This window comes from Herbaspirillum sp., from assembly GCF_035644555.1.
In the GTDB taxonomy this organism is placed as follows: domain Bacteria; phylum Pseudomonadota; class Gammaproteobacteria; order Burkholderiales; family Burkholderiaceae_D; genus Herbaspirillum.
Genome location: NZ_DASQOH010000073.1, coordinates 1 through 14,245, shown reverse-complemented (window position 1 = coordinate 14,245; position 14,245 = coordinate 1). Strand labels below are relative to the sequence as shown.

General features: G+C 64.3%; 15 protein-coding genes and 1 pseudogene. 15 read left to right on the top strand and 1 reads right to left on the bottom strand.

The features are described from left to right. Positions 1-3: 3 nt before the first annotated feature. The 13 genes and pseudogenes from VE092_RS20720 to VE092_RS20660 all read left to right on the top strand — a co-directional run. Positions 4-900, top strand: coding sequence for a branched-chain amino acid ABC transporter permease (locus tag VE092_RS20720; protein ID WP_006461441.1), 897 nt, complete (start codon positions 4-6; stop codon positions 898-900). Next, entirely contained in the window at positions 897-1,703 is an 807-nt protein-coding gene (locus tag VE092_RS20715) for an ABC transporter ATP-binding protein (RefSeq protein WP_324879841.1), read from the top strand. Before VE092_RS20720 ends, VE092_RS20715 begins: the two co-directional genes overlap by 4 nt. After that, positions 1,700-2,437, top strand: a complete 738-nt coding sequence (locus VE092_RS20710) for an ABC transporter ATP-binding protein (RefSeq protein ID WP_324879840.1) — start codon at positions 1,700-1,702, stop codon at positions 2,435-2,437. The genes VE092_RS20715 and VE092_RS20710 overlap by 4 nt, the downstream gene beginning before the upstream one ends. After that, positions 2,437-4,071 carry an AMP-binding protein gene (locus VE092_RS20705; protein WP_324879839.1) on the top strand — a complete coding sequence of 545 codons (1,635 nt, stop codon included), beginning with the start codon at positions 2,437-2,439 and terminating at the stop codon, positions 4,069-4,071. The genes VE092_RS20710 and VE092_RS20705 overlap by 1 nt, the downstream gene beginning before the upstream one ends. 23 nt (positions 4,072-4,094) lie before the next feature. After that, on the top strand, positions 4,095-4,574 hold the full coding sequence (locus tag VE092_RS20700; protein WP_077236155.1) for a MaoC/PaaZ C-terminal domain-containing protein: 480 nt from the start codon (positions 4,095-4,097) through the stop codon (positions 4,572-4,574). Next, entirely contained in the window at positions 4,571-5,326 is a 756-nt protein-coding gene (locus VE092_RS20695) for an enoyl-CoA hydratase/isomerase family protein (protein WP_324879838.1), read from the top strand. The genes VE092_RS20700 and VE092_RS20695 overlap by 4 nt, the downstream gene beginning before the upstream one ends. Continuing rightward, positions 5,323-6,273: a nitronate monooxygenase family protein gene (locus VE092_RS20690; RefSeq protein WP_324879837.1), complete on the top strand. Its 951-nt coding sequence runs from the start codon at positions 5,323-5,325 to the stop codon at positions 6,271-6,273. Before VE092_RS20695 ends, VE092_RS20690 begins: the two co-directional genes overlap by 4 nt. A gap of 325 nt (positions 6,274-6,598) precedes the next feature. Next, the gene (locus VE092_RS20685; RefSeq protein ID WP_324879836.1) at positions 6,599-7,348 is read left to right on the top strand and encodes a GntR family transcriptional regulator; all 750 of its coding nucleotides are present in this window, start codon (positions 6,599-6,601) and stop codon (positions 7,346-7,348) included. A 55-nt stretch (positions 7,349-7,403) separates the two neighbouring features. Continuing rightward, entirely contained in the window at positions 7,404-8,186 is a 783-nt protein-coding gene (locus VE092_RS20680; RefSeq protein WP_324879835.1) for a transporter substrate-binding domain-containing protein, read from the top strand. A gap of 164 nt (positions 8,187-8,350) precedes the next feature. After that, positions 8,351-9,022: an amino acid ABC transporter permease gene (locus VE092_RS20675; protein WP_006461432.1), complete on the top strand. Its 672-nt coding sequence runs from the start codon at positions 8,351-8,353 to the stop codon at positions 9,020-9,022. After that, positions 9,019-9,675 carry an amino acid ABC transporter permease gene (locus VE092_RS20670; RefSeq protein WP_006461431.1) on the top strand — a complete coding sequence of 219 codons (657 nt, stop codon included), beginning with the start codon at positions 9,019-9,021 and terminating at the stop codon, positions 9,673-9,675. The genes VE092_RS20675 and VE092_RS20670 overlap by 4 nt, the downstream gene beginning before the upstream one ends. Then, the gene (locus VE092_RS20665) at positions 9,656-10,390 is read left to right on the top strand and encodes an amino acid ABC transporter ATP-binding protein (RefSeq protein ID WP_077236161.1); all 735 of its coding nucleotides are present in this window, start codon (positions 9,656-9,658) and stop codon (positions 10,388-10,390) included. The genes VE092_RS20670 and VE092_RS20665 overlap by 20 nt, the downstream gene beginning before the upstream one ends. Before the next feature lie 205 nt (positions 10,391-10,595). After that, positions 10,596-10,751 (top strand): annotated as a pseudogene (locus VE092_RS20660) (helix-turn-helix domain-containing protein); the annotation flags it as partial. 67 nt (positions 10,752-10,818) lie between these two features. On the opposite strand, the gene VE092_RS20655 reads toward VE092_RS20660, so the two are convergent. Then, the gene (locus VE092_RS20655) at positions 10,819-11,364 is read right to left on the bottom strand and encodes a hypothetical protein (RefSeq protein WP_324879833.1); all 546 of its coding nucleotides are present in this window, start codon (positions 11,362-11,364) and stop codon (positions 10,819-10,821) included. 303 nt (positions 11,365-11,667) lie between these two features. Here VE092_RS20655 and VE092_RS20650 point away from each other — a divergent pair, with 303 nt between their 5' ends. Beyond that, the gene (locus VE092_RS20650; protein ID WP_324879832.1) at positions 11,668-12,726 is read left to right on the top strand and encodes an adenosine deaminase; all 1,059 of its coding nucleotides are present in this window, start codon (positions 11,668-11,670) and stop codon (positions 12,724-12,726) included. A gap of 443 nt (positions 12,727-13,169) precedes the next feature. After that, complete coding sequence (locus tag VE092_RS20645; RefSeq protein ID WP_324879831.1) at positions 13,170-13,910, top strand: GntR family transcriptional regulator; 741 nt, start codon at positions 13,170-13,172, stop codon at positions 13,908-13,910. The last annotated feature ends 335 nt before the right edge of the window (positions 13,911-14,245 follow it).

Sequence of the window (14,245 nt, the reverse complement as noted above, 5' to 3'; positions counted from 1 at the left end):
ACCATGCTTGCCTATCTCCTGAATCTGGCCACGCTCATGTGCATCAATGCGGTGCTGGCCATCACGCTCAATTTCATCATGGGCTATGCCGGCATCTTTTCGATCGCCCATGCCATCTTCTTCGGCGTGGGGGCCTATAGCGCGGCCTGGCTGGCGCTCCACGCCAGCGCCAACATCTTCCTGGTGATCCCGCTGGCCATGCTGGTGGCCGGCGCCCTGTCGCTGGTACTGGCACTGCCGGCATTGCGGGTACGCGGCGAATATTTCGTGGCCGCCTCGCTGGGGCTGCAGGTGCTGGGGGTGACCGTGTTCTCCGAATGGAAATCGGTCACCGGCGGGCTGGGCGGCATGATCGGCATCCCGCCCGCCGAACTGTTCGGGCATGCCGTGGCCGATCCGGTGCAGTTCCTGCTGCTGGCGCTGTGCTGCCTGATTCCGGTACTGCTGCTGACCAGCGTACTGTTGCGCTCCTCGTTCGGTCGCAATCTCAAGGCCATCCGCGACAGTGAATCGGCCGCGCATGCCTGCGGCAAGAACGTGGCCGTGATCAAGACGCTGTCGGTGGTGATCTCGGCCATGCTGGCCGCGGTGGCGGGCGCCCTCTACGCGTTCTACATGGGCTTCATCAATGTCGAGAGCTTCATGCTCGACACCTCGGTACTGCTGATGGCCATGGTCATCATCGGTGGCACCGGCACCCTTCTCGGACCGCTGGTGGGCACGGTGCTGCTGATGCTGCTGCCGGGCGTGTTCAGCTACATGTCCTTCCTGCCGCAGACCGAGATCGGCTCGATCCAGCAGATCGCCTATGGCCTGGCCATGGTGCTGCTGATGATCTATCGCCCCGGTGGCATCGTCGGTTCCTCGTCCGCACGCCCCGCCAAGGAGAAGGCCGCATGAATGCCATCACCGAACACGAAGGCGCCATGCAGGCTGCGCTTGCGCCGCAGAGCGATGGCGAAGTGCTGCTGTCGATACGCCACCTCAACAAGAGCTTCGGCGGCTTGAAGGTGACCAACGATGTGAGCCTGGATCTGCGCGCCGGCATCGTCACCACGCTGGTCGGCCCCAATGGCGCGGGCAAGACCACGCTGTTCAACCAGATCACCGGCCATCTGGTCCCGGATGACGGGGAGATCCTGTGGCGCGGGCAATCCCTGATCGGTCGCCGCCACTTCCAGATCGCGCGCATGGGCATCGCCCGTACCTTCCAGGACCTGCGCCTGTTCAACCAGATGAGCGTGGAAGAAAACGTGCTGACGGTGATGGAGCCGGTGTCGTGGATCTGGCAACCGGGCGGGCGTGCCGCACGCCAGCAGCGCCTGGAACGGGTGCACGATATCCTGGCACGCACCGGCCTGGCGACCAAGGCGCGCACCCGTGCCCTCGACCTCTCCTATGCGGAACGCAAGTTTCTCAGCATGGCCCGCATCATGGCCGCCGATGCCCGCATCTGGCTGCTCGACGAACCGGCCTCGGGCCTGGACCGCAGCTCCTACGAGCGCTTCCTCGGACTACTGCGCAGCGAGGTCGCCAAGGGCGTGACGGTGTGCATCATCGAACACAACCTCGATATCGTGGTCGGCATTTCCGACCGCATCGCCTTCCTCGATCAGGGCAAGCTGCTGGCCGATGGCCTGCCGGACGAGGTACTGAAGAATCCGCACCTCGCCGCCATCTATTTCGGAGACCAGACCTCATGAATGCCCAAGTCCATCCCGACCCTGCCCCGGCCCTGCTGGAAACCCGCCAGCTGATTGTGGGCTATGGCGGTCGTCCGGTATTGCGCGATTTCGATTTCCGCCTGCTGCCGGGCGAAGTGCTCTGCCTGATCGGACATAACGGCGCCGGCAAGTCGACCCTGTTGAAGACGCTGTTCGGTCTGGTCGCCCGCCAGGAAGGCCAGGTGCTGCTGGACGGCCAACCGCTGGCGGTAGTGGAACCGCGGCGCCTGTGTGCGGCCGGTGTCTCGCTGGTGCCGGAGGGACGCGGAGTGTTTCCCGGACTGACGGTGGCCGAGACCATGAAGATGGGGCTGTGGGCCGCCGGCGTAGCCGAAGGCGAACGCCAGGCACGACTGGACTGGGTGATGTCGGTCCTGCCAGCGCTACGGCAGTTCTACGGGCGCCGCGCCGGCACCCTCTCGGGCGGCCAGCAACAGATGGTCTCCATCGGCCGTGCACTGCTGTCGCGTCCGCGCTGCCTGCTGATGGACGAACCCTCCATCGGTCTGGCACCCAAGCTGTTCCAGGACCTGCTGCAACCGATCCGGCAACTGCAGCGCGAGACCGGCATGGCGATCCTGCTGGTGGAGCAGAACGTCAAGCAGGCCCTGAAGATCTCGGATCGGGTGGTGGTCATGAAGTCCGGTGCCATCATCCGCGAAGCCCTGCCCGCCGAACTGGACGACAACGCCAAGCTGATGGAGCTGTACTGATGCCCGACCAAACTCCGCAAACTCCGCAGACCCTGCTGACCCTGCCCGCGCTGCTGGCCCGTCATGTGGCCGAACGCGGCGATGCCACCGCCTTCATCGTCGATGAAGAGCGCATTACCTACGCACAATTCGATGACATGGTCCGACGCAGCGCAGCCTGGTTGCAGGCGCGCGGCGTCAGGCCCGGCGACCGGGTGGCGCTGTGGCTGGTCAACCGCATCGAGTGGCTGGCGCTGTACTTCGCACTGGCGCGTCTGGGCGCCGCCGTGATGACGGTCAATACCCGCTATCGCTCGCACGAGCTGGCCTACATCCTGGAACGTTCCCAGGCCAGTCTGCTGGTGTTGCAACTGAACTTCCGCAAGATCGATTTTCCGGCGGTGCTGGCCGATGTGCCGGCGCAAGCTGCAGCAGCGCTGCGTGAGGTGGTGGTACTGGATGCCGGCGATACGCCACCCGCGCAGGTACTGGGCAAACCCGCAGTGCGCTTCGATCTGCATCGGCTGCCGCCGGTGGCCGCCGACGACCCCATCACGGCCGCCGCACCGGATATGGCCAGTATCCTATTCACCACTTCAGGGACCACCAGTGGTCCCAAGCTGGTGCTGCATAGCCAGCGCACGATCTGCCTGCACAGCCAGCGCGCGGCGCCGGCCTATGGCTTCACCGAGGATGGGGTGCGGCTGCTGGCGGCCCTGCCCTTGGCCGGCGTGTTCGGATTCAATGCGGCGATGGCGACCTTCGTTGCCGGCCAGCCCATCGTGATGATGGATACCTTCGATGGAGAACAGGCCGCGCAGCTCATCGCGCGCCACGCGGTCACGCATGTCTTCGGCAGCGACGAGATGTTCCGTCGCATCATCGAACACGGACAGGGCGAACGCCCCTTCCCCAGTGCACGCGTATTCGGTTTTGCCTGCTTCCATCCGGGCGTGGTGGAATTCACCGAGGCCGCCTGGGCCAGAGGCATTCCCCTTATCGGTCTGTACGGCTCGTCCGAGGTGCAGGCACTGTTCTCGCTGCAACCGCGCACATTGCCACTGTCGGAGCGCATTCTCGGCGGTGGCCTGCCGGCCAGCCACGCTTTCGGCGTGCAGATCCGCATCCGCGACATCGACAGTGGCGAGCTGCTGGGTCCAGGCCAGAGCGGCGCCATCGAAATCCGCGCCGATACCAACTTCGTGACTTATCTGAACAACCCCGAAGCCAGCGCCCGCGCAATGGACGCCGAAGGCTACTTCCGTACCGGCGACGTCGGATACCTGCGCGCCGATGGCAGCTTCGTCTATCTGACGCGCCAGGGCGACGCCATGCGGCTGGGCGGCTATCTGGTCAGCCCGGTGGAAATCGAGGATGTCATCAAGACCGTGGCCGGGGTCGCCGATGTGCAGGTGGTCTCGGTGGATATCGGCTGCCAGGCGCGGCCGGTGGCCTTCGTCATCGCCGCGCCCGACGTCCGTCCCGATACGCAGGCCATCCTGCGCAGCGCCAGCCAGAACCTGGCGCCCTTCAAGGTGCCGGCGCATGTCTGGCTGGTCGATGCCTTCCCGACCACCCAGAGTTCGAACGGCACCAAGATCCAGCGTGCCAAGCTGCGCGACATGGCGCTGCAACGGCTGACCGCAGCCGCCTGACCCTTTTGCCCACGGAGCCCCGCATGCCTTCCCTCTACCTCGAAGATTTCCAGCCCGGCCAACGCTTCACCAGCGGCGGACGCACTCTCACGGAGACGGACCTGACCATGTTCTCGATGCTGTCCGGTGACTGGAACCCGATCCACGCCGATGCCGAATTTGCGCGCCACACGCGCTATGGTCAGCGCCTGGTGCATGGCACCCTGGGCATCGCCCTGTGTACCGGGATGCTGCACCAGCTGGGCATCTTCGAACACTCCGTGATTGCCATGCTGGGCTTGCGCCAGTGGGAGTTCAAGCAACCCATTCTGGTGGGCGACACACTGCACCTGGAGCTGGAGATCCTGACGGTGGAAGCCGGCAAGAGCGGGCGCAGCGGCAAGCTGGGACGGCGCTTCCGGCTGCTGAACCAGCGCGGCGAGGTCGCCCAGGAAGGTGACAGCGATGTCCTCGTTCTCACCCGCGAAGGCGCGCGCCAGCAGGCGCAGGCGGCGCAGTCATGAGCGCGCAGGTGTTGCGGGAGGACTGCGATGGGCTATGCACGCTGACGCTGAACCGGCCCGACAAGCTCAATGCCCTGACGGTAGAGATGTTCCAGCAGTTGCACGACCACCTGGGTGCGCTGGAGCAGCAACAGGAGCACATCGGTGCGGTAGTGCTGCGTGGCGCCGGCCGCTGCTTCTCGGCCGGCAACGATCTGCACGACATCGCCGCCGGCCAGGCCCTGCCGCTGCCGCATCTGCAGGCGCGCACCATCGATCGCCTGGCGCGGCTGCCGCAGGTGGTGATCGTGGCGGTGCACGGCCATTGCTACACCGGTGCGCTGGAACTGGCACTGGCCGGCGACCTGATCGTCTGCAGCCGCTCGGCCAGCTTTGCCGATACCCATGCGCGCTGGGCGCTGACGCCGTTATGGGGCATGAGTCAGCGCCTGCCAAGACGCATCGGCGTGGCCCGTGCGCGCGAGATGATGTTGCTGGGCCGACGTTACGACGGTCAGCGCGCCGCAGAGATGGGGCTGGCCAATCTCTGCTTCGACGATGCGCAGTTCGAGACCGAACTCCAGGCACTGGTACGCGAGCTGCTGGCCGGCTCCTGGTTCTCTCACCGCGCCACCAAGCGCCTGCTGGAAGAGACCGATGGCCTGCCCCTGGCGGCCGGACTGGCGCACGAAGTATTCCGCAATGCCGGCAAGGGCCCGGACATGGCCGCACGCATCGCCGCCTTCGGCCAGGCCAGCGGGAGGACGGCATGAGCGCCGCCACCCTGGCGGCACGGCTGCGCCTGCCGGTGATCGGCTCGCCCATGTTCCTGGTGTCCAATCCGGCGCTGGTGACGGCGCAATGCGGGGCCGGCATCGTCGGTGCCTTCCCGGCCCTCAATGCCCGTCCGCAGGAACAACTGGAGCAATGGCTGTGCCGCATCGAAGAAGAGCTGGACGCCCTGCGCCAGGCCCATCCGTCGCGCATCATTGCGCCCTATGCAGTGAACCTGATCGTGCATCCCTCCAACCAGCGCCTGCAGGATGACCTGGCCACCTGTGTGCGCCACCGCGTGCCGATTGTCATCACCTCGCTGCATGCGCCCGAGCAGGTAGTGGCTGCGGTACATGCCTATGGCGGTATCGTGCTGCACGATGTGACCACGCTGCGCCATGCGCGCAAGGCCATCGCCGCCGGTGTGGATGGCCTGATCCTGGTCTGCGCCGGGGCCGGGGGGCATGCCGGCGCGCTCAGTCCGTTCGCCCTGGCGGCCGAGGTGCGCCACCTGTTCGACGGGCTGGTGGTACTGGGCGGTGCCATATCCGATGGACGCGGCATCCTGGCGGCACAGGCCCTGGGCTGCGACCTGGTCTATATGGGAACACGCTTCATCGCCTCGGAAGAATCAGCGGCGGCACCGCTGTACAAGCAGATGATCGTGCAGGGCAGCGCCGAGGATATCGTCTATACCCCCTATTTCTCCGGCGTCCCCGGCAATTACCTCAAACCGAGCATCCGCGCCGCCGGCCTCGATCCCGACCAGCTTCGAGAGGCGCCGGCGCAAGGCATGGATGTGGCCCGCCCCAAGCGCTGGAAGGACATCTGGGGCAGCGGCCAGGGGCTGGGCGCCGTCAGCGAAGTGCTGCCGGCCGCACGCATTGTGGAACAGCTGGTCGAGCAATACCGGCAGGCCAGGGAAGCGCTGGGCCGGCTGCCTTAGCCACGCCATCGTCCCACAGGCCGGGACTGGCCCGTCGTCGCCCGCCACCAACGATGGCATGACGACAATGCAATGCACAAAACCGGGGCGACGGCGATGACCCCGGCATATCTTTTCATGCACCAAAAAGCAGCAGAAGGTGCAGTATTAAGCTTCAGCTTCCCTCACATCGCACTGCAGCACACTTCACCCCAGCAGTATTCCCCCCGCCCAGCACCCAGCGAAAAACCTTGCCACACAAGCTTTTCGCCACCAATAATCGTCGCCGTGTGTTGTATGCCAATCTTGTATATCAGCGTGGCACACAACTTGCTGATGAGGGGACATGAGCACCAATCCTTCCGTCAAGTCGTCGTCGCAGATTGCGATCCGCATCACCGAGGCCATCCTCGCCAAGCAATTGGCGCCGGGTACCCGGCTGGGCGAGCAGCAACTGGCCGACCTGTTCGGCGTTTCGCGCACCCAGGTGCGGGAAGCGCTGACGCGGCTCATGGCACGCGGCATCGTCACGGTCAGTGCGCGGCGCGGCTGGTTCGTCATCGAACCCACGCCGGAGCAGGCGCGCGAGGCCTTCGAGGCGCGCCGCGTGATCGAGCTGGGGCTGCTGCGACAGGCGCGGGTACGTCCGGTCAGCGGCGAGGCAATCCGGCAACTGCGCGAGCACATCGCCCGCGAAGAGGCCGCCATTGCCGGCGCCGACGTCGGGGCGCGCAGCTATCTGCTGGGCGACTTCCACGTCTGCCTGTGCGAATGCCTGGGCAACTCGCTGCTGTCGGAAACGCTGCGCGACCTGACCGCCCGCACCACGCTCACGGCGATGCTGCACCAGTCGTCGGAGCAGGCGGAGGATTCGTGTTCGGAACATGTCCTGATCGTCGAGGCGCTGGAACGCGGCGATCTGGAACAGGCTGAGCACCTGATGCAGGCCCACTTGCAACACGTGGAATCAGGTCTCAACCAGGTGCGCAGCAGCGATCCGCTGGAACCGCTGCGGCAGGCACTGGCATCGGTCTCGCGGCAGGGGGCCGCCGCAGGGACCGGCGTCGCGGGCCCGCCAGGCAAACGGCCGCAGTAAGCGCCAGCACCGCGCAGGGCCACTCATCAACGTCGTCAACACTAGGGAAACTGCTATGAAACTGACCAAACTCCTGCTCGGCCTGATGGCCGGCGCCATGATGTTCTCCGCTTCGGCTGCCCGTGCCGACGCCCTGGACGATATCCAGAAGAACGGCACGCTGCGCGTGGCCGTGCCGGCCGACTTCCCGCCGTTCGGCTCGGTCGACTCCGACCTCAAGCCGATGGGACTGGACATCGACGTGGCCACCCTGATCGCCAAGAAGCTGGGCGTGAAGGTGGAACTGATCCCGGTCTCCAGCGCCAACCGTATCCCCTACCTGACCACCAAGAAGGTCGACCTGGTCATCTCCAGCATGGGCAAGAACGCAGAGCGTGAGAAAGTGATCGACTTCTCGGCCGCCTATGCACCGTTCTTCAACGGCGTGTTCGGCCCGGCCGACCTGTCCGTCAAGGGCGCGGCCGACCTGGCCGGCAAGACCATCGCGGTCACCCGTGGTTCGGTGGAAGACCTGGAACTGACCAAGATCGTCCCGCCCACTGCGACAGTGAAGCGCTACGAAGACAACAACAGCACCATCAGCTCCTTCCTCTCGGGCCAGGTGCAACTGGTGGCCACCGGCAACGTGGTGGCCGCTGCCATCATCGCCAAGAACCCGCCCAAGAAGCCCGAAACCAAGTTCCTGATCAAGGATTCGCCTTGCTTCATCGGTCTGAACAAGGGTGAGAAGAAGCTGCAGGACAAGGTCGACGCGATCCTGGCCGACGCCAAGAAGGATGGCAGCCTCAACGCCATCTCGCAGAAGTGGCTGGGCCTGCCGCTGCCGGCTGGCCTGTAAATTGCAATAGCCCCCGCAGCACCCTGCATCGCCGGTCCGATTCCGCCCGAAACCGGCGATGCATGCAGCACCAGATACACGTTTTCAGAGCAAGAGCACCATCGCAGGGCAGGCGGACAACCCGGCAGCACGCAGCAATATAAAGGCAGGGCAGACACGACATCATGGCTTATCAATTCGATTTCCTTTCCACCCTCGACTACACCGACGTCATCGTCAAGGGTGTGGTGACCACCATCGAGCTCATTGCCATCGGCGGCGTGCTCGGCGTGGCCGTGGGCATCTTCGGCGCCTGGGCGCGCACGCAGGGACCGGGCTGGCTCAAGCCCATCGTCAGCGCCTATGTGGAGATGATCCGCAACACGCCCTTCCTGGTGCAATTGTTCTTCATCTTCTTCGGCCTGCCTTCGCTGAATATCCATATCAGTGAAATCAGCGCCGCCATCCTGGCCATGGTGATCAACCTGGGCGCCTACAGCACCGAGATCATCCGCGCCGGCGTGCAGGCCATCCCGCGCGGCCAGATCGAGGCGGCGCAATCGCTGTCGATGTCGCGCATGCAGATCTTCCGCCATATCATCCTGCGCCCGGCGCTGCAGAAGATCTGGCCGGCGCTGTCCTCGCAGGTGGTGATCGTGATGCTGGGCTCGGCGGTTTGCTCGCAGATCGCGGTGGAAGAACTGTCGTTCGCGGCCAACTACATCCAGGGTCGCAACTTCCGCGCCTTCGAGGCCTACATCGTGGCCACCGCCATCTACCTGGTACTGGCCATCCTGTTGCGCCAACTGCTGCGCCTGATCGGCCAATACTTCATCACCGCCCGGAGGACCGCATGATCTCGTTCACCACCTGGGACATCGTCCGCAACCTGATGCTGGCGTGGCGCTGGACCATCCTGCTCTCGCTGGTCACCTTCCTGCTCGGCGGCGCGCTCGGCCTGATCATCCTGTTTATGCGCACCTCGCGCCAGAACTGGCTGCGTCAGGTGGCGCGGCTGTACATCGAACTGTTCCAGGGCACGCCGCTGCTGATGCAGCTGTTCCTGGTCTTCTTCGGCATCGCGCTGTTCGGCATCGAAGTGCCGGCCTGGCTGGCGGCAGGACTGGCCTTGATGTGCTGGAGCGCCTCGTACCTCGCCGAAATCTGGCGCGGCTGCGTGGAAGCCGTACCCAAGGGGCAGTGGGAAGCCTCCTCGGTGCTGGCCATGGGCTACTTCCAGCAGATGCGCTACATCGTGCTGCCGCAGGCCTTCCGTATCGCCATTGCGCCCACCGTCGGCTTCGGCGTGCAGATCATCAAGTCCACTGCGGTGACCTCCATCATCGGCTTCATCGAACTGTCCAAGGCCGGCACCGTCATCACCAACGCCACCTTCCGCCCCTTCACGGTGTTCGCCATCGTGGGCGCCTTCTACTTCGTGCTTTGCTGGCCGCTGTCCAAGTACAGCCAGTCTTTAGAAAGGAAATACAATGCCGCTCATCGCCATTGACAACGTCAAGAAACGCTTCGGCGACAACGAGGTCCTCAAGGGCATCAGCCTGGATGTCGAGCCCGGCGAAGTGATCGCCATCATCGGCAAGAGCGGCTCGGGCAAGTCCACCCTCCTGCGCTGCATCAACGGTCTGGAGAGCATCGACGAAGGCAACATCAGCGTGGCCGGCGCCAAGCTGGGCGCCAGCGAACTGGAACTGCGCAACCTGCGCCTGAAGGTCGGCATGATCTTCCAGCAGTTCAACCTGTTCCCGCACCTGTCGGTGGGGCGCAACGTGATGATCGCGCCGATGATCGTCAAGGGCACGTCCGAAGCCGAAGCCATGGCCACGGCCAAGGCCAACCTGGAGAAGGTCGGCCTGGGTCACAAGTTCGACGCCTTCCCCGACCAGCTCTCCGGCGGCCAGCAGCAGCGCGTGGCGATTGCGCGCGCACTGTCGATGAGCCCGCAGGCCCTGCTGTGCGATGAAATCACCTCGGCGCTGGATCCGGAACTGGTCAATGAAGTGCTGACCGTCATGCGCGGTCTGGCCAAGGAAGGCATGACCCTCCTGATGGTGACCCACGAAATGCGCTTCGCCCGCGAGGTCTGCAATCGCCTGGTCTTCATGCACCAGGGCAAGGTCCATGAGATCGGACCGCCGGAAGAACTGTTCGGCAATCCGAAGACACCGGAACTGCAGCAGTTCATCGGCATGACGCAGGGCGCCTGAGCGACTGCACTGCACGGCATCGATTGCCGGATAGAAAACACCCCAGGTCCGGAAGATTTTCCGGACCTGGGGTGTTTTTATTGGGCGATGGCGGACTCGAAAGGGGATGGCTGCTATGGTGCACGCGCCTTCGTCTACGTCCGCTTCATCGGCACGCACGCCCAGTACGATCGCATCGAAGCGCAGACGATTTAAGGGAAAGACCATGGAAATCAAGCCGATCAAGACAAAGGCCGACTATCGTGCCACGCTGGTGGAAATCGACGGCCTCATGTCGGCCAGGCGGAACACGCCTGAAGGGGATAGGCTGGACGTCCTGGTGACGCTGGTCGAGGCCTACGAAGCAAAGCATTTCCCTATCACCAAGCTGGCAAGACCCTGAAGACAGGCCCTGCCGGCCGGGCGCGTGCTTCAGCCAGTGCCGCCGTTCAACGGTCTAGCTCACACACCTTGCGATCATTCTCATAGAACACCACCGGCCCGGCGATGAAGCGATCGCGCGGAATGGCCACCATCAGATAATCCTTGATGCGGTAGGAGGCGCCCGAGGCCGGGGCGCGATAGAGGTAGTTCAGGCGCAGCCGGCCATCGCGCAGATGCACCGACAGCGGCGTGAAGACATGCGGACGTTCGGCGGCGTCCGGGGCGCTCATGGTGCGGGCCACCAGCAGGTATTGCTTGCGTTCGAAGTGATCGGCCGAGGGGCCGGTGGGGCGCTTGTCACCGTTGGTCGGGGCCGGCTGCATCCAGCGGTCCCATTCGCTGCGGCTGCGGATCAGGGCGCAGAAGACCGGTTGACGCTGGTCATCCCAGTTCTTCAGGAAGCCCTGGTAGGAACCGCTGAGGATGGTCTTGTAGGGGACCACGGTGGGGTCCTCCTCCTCGGTCCACGGCATCATGGAACAGCCGGCCATGGTGGCCAGCATGGTTCCGGTCAACATCCACTGCACAGTACCCCTGATCGTGTTGCGCATTCGTTTCCCCCAAGAAGCTTAGCATTTAATCATGTCTTGCCGGTCGCTGGCGATATTTCCTTGCATCCCCGTCAAAGTCCCGTCTGGCGGGATGCCTGTTACCGTGCTACTCAGAGCCCGGCACCGCTGGATGGTTCAGCATCGCCCGCGCAGATAGAGCCCTGATCGCGGCGAAATGGAGCCCGGTATGGGATTTGCGTGATAATGCGGGGTCCGGAAGGCGGCTATGCTGGCGCACCCCGCAGGCTTGGGGCCGCCCCCGCCAGCTTTCCCTGTTTCCGCAATTTTTGAAGGGTCGTTTCCATGAACTCAGCAGCCATTTCTCCCATCGCCACCGGCGCCGCCCTGGACGGCTTCATCGCCGGCATGCCGAAAACCGAGCTGCACCTGCACATCGAAGGCACGCTGGAACCCGAGCTGATGTTCGCCCTGGCCCAGCGCAACCAGGTCGATCTGCCCTACGCCTCGGTGGAAGACCTGCGCGCCGCCTACAACTTCAGCGACCTGCAGTCCTTCCTCGACCTCTACTACGCCGGCGCCAACGTGCTGCGCACCGAGCAGGACTTCTACGACATGACGGCTGCCTACATCGCCCGCGCCCAGGCCGACCAGGTGCGTCATGCAGAGATCTTCTTCGATCCGCAGACCCATACCGAGCGCGGCATCCCGATCGCCACCGTGTTTGCCGGCATCGCCGGCGCGCTGCGCGATGCGCGTCGTCGCGATGGCTTCGGCAGCGTGATGATCATGTCCCTCCTGCGCCACCTGTCGGAAGAAGATGCCTTCGCCACCCTGGAGGCCGCACTTCCGCTGCGAGAGCAATATGCCGACCTGTGGCTGGGCATCGGCCTGGATTCTTCCGAGCGCGGCAACCCGCCGGAGAAGTTCGAACGCGTCTATGCGCGCTGCCGCGAACTGGGCTTCCGCCTGGTGGCCCATGCCGGCGAGGAAGGCCCGGCCGCCTACGTCATCGGTGCGCTGGATGTGCTGCACGTGGAGCGCATCGACCATGGCGTGCGCAGCGAGGAAGACCCGGCCCTGATGCAGCGCCTGGCGCAGCAGCGCACGCCGCTGACGGTGTGCCCGCTGTCCAACCTGAAGCTGTGCGTGGTCAAGGACATGGCCGAACACAACCTGGCGCGCCTGCTCGATGCCGGGCTGGCGGTGACGGTCAATTCCGACGACCCGGCCTACTTCGGTGGCTACATGAATGCCAACTACCACGCCGTGGCGCGCTCGCTCGAGCTGTCGCGCCAACAGGTGCTGCAACTGGCACGCAACGGCATCGACGCCTGCTTCCTGTCCGACGAGGACAAGGCCATCCTGCACCAGGAGCTGGAACAATACGCCGCCAGCCACTGAACACGCCCCGCCTTCGCTGCCCACGCCCGGCCATCACGCCGGGCGTTTTCACATCCGCCACGGTCAAGCACGTTTCTTGCATGAGTGTGAGCAGGGATTGGCGACGGTCCGGCCATGTTTTTGCAGCATGCTGGCCACGCCATTGCCCTGATATTTTTGCCGCAATCGACCATACGGATTGACAACAATTTCTGAAACGAGGATTACGCCCTGCAGCATGGCTAGCACCATGCTCCAGATGGAAGTCCTCAGGTGGTGGCGCTGCATCGCAGCATCGAAAATTCAGCCGGCAGTGACCCAAATCGGATCACCCGACCCTCTTTTTGGTGCAAAATGAGCCCCGTTTTGTTGCATATTAATTTTCAGATTGTTGACGATCCATGCACTCCATTGTTGACCGGCAAGACCCTCCCGACAGTCACTCCAGCCAGAGCATGAGCATCATGAACAAAGCCAGCAAAACCGCACGCTCCCCCGCCGCCCCGGCCCGTACCAGTGCGCGCGAACGCGAAAGCACGGGAGCGGTCGAGGAAAGGATGTACCAGGACATCTACGACGCCATCATGGAACACCGGCTGCCGCCGCGGACCAAGCTGACCGAGCAGACGCTGTGCCAGATCTACGACACGGCCCGCCACACGGTGCGCAAGGTGCTCTCGCGACTGGCCTCGGAGGGCATGGTGGACCTGGAAGCCAATCGCGGCGCCTTCATCGCCAGTCCCTCGCATGCCGAGGTGCGCGACATGTTCGAGTTGCGCAACATCCTCGAACACGCGGTGCTGGAGAAGGTCGGGCAGGCCGCCGGGACGCGCCAGATCGCCGGCCTGCGGCGCATGGTGGAAGAAGAACGGAATTGCTATCTCAACGGCGACCGGCCGCGCTGGATCAGGCTCTCGGCCCAGTTTCACCTGGCGCTGGCGGAACTGACCGGCAATGCGTTGCTGGTGGAGACGCTGCGCAAGCTGGTCTCGCGCACCACGCTGATGATTGCCAAGACGGAGGCGCCGGGCCACAACGCCTGCTCCTTCGATGAACACGAGACCGTGCTGGAAGCGCTGGAACAGGGCGACATCGCCGCAGCCCAGTCGCATATGGCACATCACTTGCATTTGTGCGAGGACCGGGTACGGCCGGATGCGGATGACCAGTTCGATCTGCGCGCCGTGCTCGGCAAGGGACTGTGAACCACGGGCCGGCGCGCACATCCTGATGTCTCCCGACGGGGGGACGTCAGGAAGATGGAAAAAGGAAGTGAAAAAGGAAATCAGCAACAGACAGGGCCACGTCGCGCGGCTCGCTGCAGTACGACCGTGTGACCACCACCATGCCGGCAAGAGCATGCAGGAAGTCCGTTGAAAAGCCCGGCCCCGGCCGGGCGTGATTCGTTTCGCCCCACCCTTTGTCTTTGATGGAGACCGGCCATGACTACCGATGCTTCCCCCGCCCCCTCTGCATCCGGCACCCCTCTTGCAGGCCCCGCCCACGCCGATGATGCGCGCCTGACCAATGAAGACCTCGC

What these genes read in the sequence shown, in the direction of transcription:
- VE092_RS20720 (WP_006461441.1), top strand. Translation starts at nt 4, where the DNA reads ATGCTTGCCTATCTCCTGAATCTGGCCACGCTCATGTGCATCAATGCG.
- VE092_RS20715 (WP_324879841.1), top strand. Translation starts at nt 897, where the DNA reads ATGAATGCCATCACCGAACACGAAGGCGCCATGCAGGCTGCGCTTGCG.
- VE092_RS20710 (WP_324879840.1), top strand. Translation starts at nt 1,700, where the DNA reads ATGAATGCCCAAGTCCATCCCGACCCTGCCCCGGCCCTGCTGGAAACC.
- VE092_RS20705 (WP_324879839.1), top strand. Translation starts at nt 2,437, where the DNA reads ATGCCCGACCAAACTCCGCAAACTCCGCAGACCCTGCTGACCCTGCCC.
- VE092_RS20700 (WP_077236155.1), top strand. Translation starts at nt 4,095, where the DNA reads ATGCCTTCCCTCTACCTCGAAGATTTCCAGCCCGGCCAACGCTTCACC.
- VE092_RS20695 (WP_324879838.1), top strand. Translation starts at nt 4,571, where the DNA reads ATGAGCGCGCAGGTGTTGCGGGAGGACTGCGATGGGCTATGCACGCTG.
- VE092_RS20690 (WP_324879837.1), top strand. Translation starts at nt 5,323, where the DNA reads ATGAGCGCCGCCACCCTGGCGGCACGGCTGCGCCTGCCGGTGATCGGC.
- VE092_RS20685 (WP_324879836.1), top strand. Translation starts at nt 6,599, where the DNA reads ATGAGCACCAATCCTTCCGTCAAGTCGTCGTCGCAGATTGCGATCCGC.
- VE092_RS20680 (WP_324879835.1), top strand. Translation starts at nt 7,404, where the DNA reads ATGAAACTGACCAAACTCCTGCTCGGCCTGATGGCCGGCGCCATGATG.
- VE092_RS20675 (WP_006461432.1), top strand. Translation starts at nt 8,351, where the DNA reads ATGGCTTATCAATTCGATTTCCTTTCCACCCTCGACTACACCGACGTC.
- VE092_RS20670 (WP_006461431.1), top strand. Translation starts at nt 9,019, where the DNA reads ATGATCTCGTTCACCACCTGGGACATCGTCCGCAACCTGATGCTGGCG.
- VE092_RS20665 (WP_077236161.1), top strand. Translation starts at nt 9,656, where the DNA reads ATGCCGCTCATCGCCATTGACAACGTCAAGAAACGCTTCGGCGACAAC.
- VE092_RS20655 (WP_324879833.1), bottom strand. Translation starts at nt 11,364, where the DNA reads ATGCGCAACACGATCAGGGGTACTGTGCAGTGGATGTTGACCGGAACC.
- VE092_RS20650 (WP_324879832.1), top strand. Translation starts at nt 11,668, where the DNA reads ATGAACTCAGCAGCCATTTCTCCCATCGCCACCGGCGCCGCCCTGGAC.
- VE092_RS20645 (WP_324879831.1), top strand. Translation starts at nt 13,170, where the DNA reads ATGAACAAAGCCAGCAAAACCGCACGCTCCCCCGCCGCCCCGGCCCGT.